Annotated in this window: 1 protein-coding gene and 1 pseudogene; both read right to left on the bottom strand. The window is 50.2% G+C overall.

The genetic code is table 11. The annotated features are described in order from the left end of the window. On the bottom strand, positions 1-1,169 hold a 1,169-nt coding region (locus tag B5D40_RS15055), incomplete at its 3' end, for an SUMF1/EgtB/PvdO family nonheme iron enzyme (protein WP_159446942.1). Continuing rightward, positions 1,166-2,252 (bottom strand): annotated as a pseudogene (locus B5D40_RS15820) (TIGR02171 family lipoprotein); the annotation flags it as partial. The pseudogene B5D40_RS15820 and the gene B5D40_RS15055, both read right to left, overlap by 4 nt.

The following is a 2,252-nucleotide window of genomic DNA, read 5'->3' as shown; positions in this document are numbered from 1 at the left end:
TGCAAGCTGCGGACGTGCAGTTCCGAATTGCCCGATACGCCTTCGGGCCGCGTACAGTAGGCCACGCGCTTTCCGTCCGGGGATATGGCCGGGTGGTAGCCGTCGCTTTCGGTCAATTCAACAACTTGCGGCTGCGAAGCGTAAAAATTTACAAAAGCGATATTTCTTGTTTCATCGTCCCGGAAAGCGAGGATTGCGCGGGAGGAGCCCAGCAGTTCTTGCAAACGTTTGTACGTTGCCATGAGTTCGACGGAAGATTCTTCTGCGCGGTCTCCGGAGTCAAGCCATGTCGCGTTCGGGATTTTTCCAAACGCCAAGCGGAATCCGACGTAAAACGCACGAGTCGCAGAGGTTACCGTATAGACATCGCCACGTGCATGCAACGACATGTTCGATGCCGCATTGCGGAAACTACCGCCCTTGACGACTCGCTCGCCAAGAGTGCCTGCGGATTTCTGCCCGAGGAAGTTCGAAACCGTCGTATCCCGAAATCGACCAAGATAGTCATTCGACCATTCCATTGCGTTGCCAGCCATGTCGCAGACGGAATTCGAAGCATCCTTTACGTCCGAAACCGAACATGGGACGTGCAATTCATAATTTGAATTGCCCGAATTCCAGCTAGCAAACGGATTCCAGTCTTGCGCCGCGACAAGTATCCATTCCGCTTCGGTCGGAAGCCTGTAGGCATCGGCTTCTGGCAAAAATTCCAGGGCTTCGAGATTCGTGCAGTGTCCTTCAGAATCGTAAGCGGCGGACGTATAAATGTAGGCCGTGTCGAAGCCTTCGGACTTGCTGCGGGCATTCGCATAGAGTACCGCATCATACCAGGTAACGTTCGTGATCGGAAGTGTCGAATCGCAATCGAAATTTTGGAGTTCGTGCAAAAATTCAGCACAAGTGACTTCGCGCTTGCCAATCGAAAAGTCGTAGGAGAATTTAGAGGTCATCGCAGGACGTTCATTCGCCATTGCACCCGCGGCATCTGTGCCAAGTTTCACCAAGGCCCCCGTAGCAAAGACTTTGAGCATGCCCGCATGAGCGGAGTCGAGTTCAATCGCAACGTCGGAAGCATAATCGGCGGGCCGCGAGGAGGAGGAACTATCCGTACAGGAGGTCAGGCCTAAGGCTATCATGAAAGCTATTGAAGCTGTGAGAATCGTTTTCATTTTTGATAAAGGAGTTGAGTGAGAGAATCCAATCGAGACATGAATTGCCGCGCTCCAGCCGAAGCTAAATGATCCGTATTCGCAGCGGTAGAGTCCGCATAGTCATGATAGCCCATTTTATTTTCGTCCATCAGGCTAAAATTTAAAAACTGCTTTTCACAAGCGCGCAAAGAATCGATGATATTTTTTGCCGCAGAACGGCTAGGGCCGTAACGCCCCCACGAATCCGTTTCTTTATACCTGGGATTCTGCGGAAAAAGAACACCGATTACACGAATTTCTTTCGATTCGGCAAGTGCCAAAAAATTTCGAAGAGCTTTTAATTGAATTTCCACCTTTTCAGGATTTTTTTCGGCCCACTGGTAATCGGATTCAATAATAGGATCTCCCCAGCCCGATCCAGGAAGCTCCGCAAAACCTTTGGTTTCCCGCAAATTTTGATACCCTTGAGAAGCCGGATAAGAGCTTTGCACAAGACTAACAAAATCTTTCGGAAGTCCCTCTTTCCAAAATCCATGGTTTGCGTCATAAAGATAACCGGGAGCCGCAGCCAACATCTGGTCACGATAGACTTCTATGGTCTGCCAATTGTCTATGTCCACAGAAATCACTAGCGTTTTCAGCCGAGGAAGATGGTTCCAAGCATAATTCTCGGCGATGTAATAAATAAGCGACATATCATTGCTCGAATGTCCCATATTGATGCTTTTTGCATCGGGAATAAATCCGTGCAAAATTCGAGAAGAACCCAGAGCCAAAACTTCAATGGAATCTTTATTGCACCAAAATAATTCCATTTTAACGCGCATCTGATTTTGCGGATCCGTTCCATTCGGCAACAAATACACCCCCGCGCTGTCCAAGTCCAGTTCAAAGTCCGAGAAGTTCAGCCCATCCACCCACAGGTCCGGATGCCAGAGCTCCGCACCCGAGGCAAGTTCCACAACGCTCGAATCGCGCGTATTCACGAGGGCGATTTTTCTGTGGACGCCGTCCATGTCCGTGAGGGTCGCCACGGCGAAGTCCTTTTTGCCATGCACCCATTCCGAATGGTCGAAGGCATAGCCCGAAGGGGCCGGAACC

This window comes from Fibrobacter intestinalis, from assembly GCF_900167415.1.
In the GTDB taxonomy this organism is placed as follows: Bacteria; Fibrobacterota; Fibrobacteria; order Fibrobacterales; family Fibrobacteraceae; genus Hallerella; species Hallerella intestinalis.
This window is presented reverse-complemented; position numbering and strand designations above follow the sequence as displayed.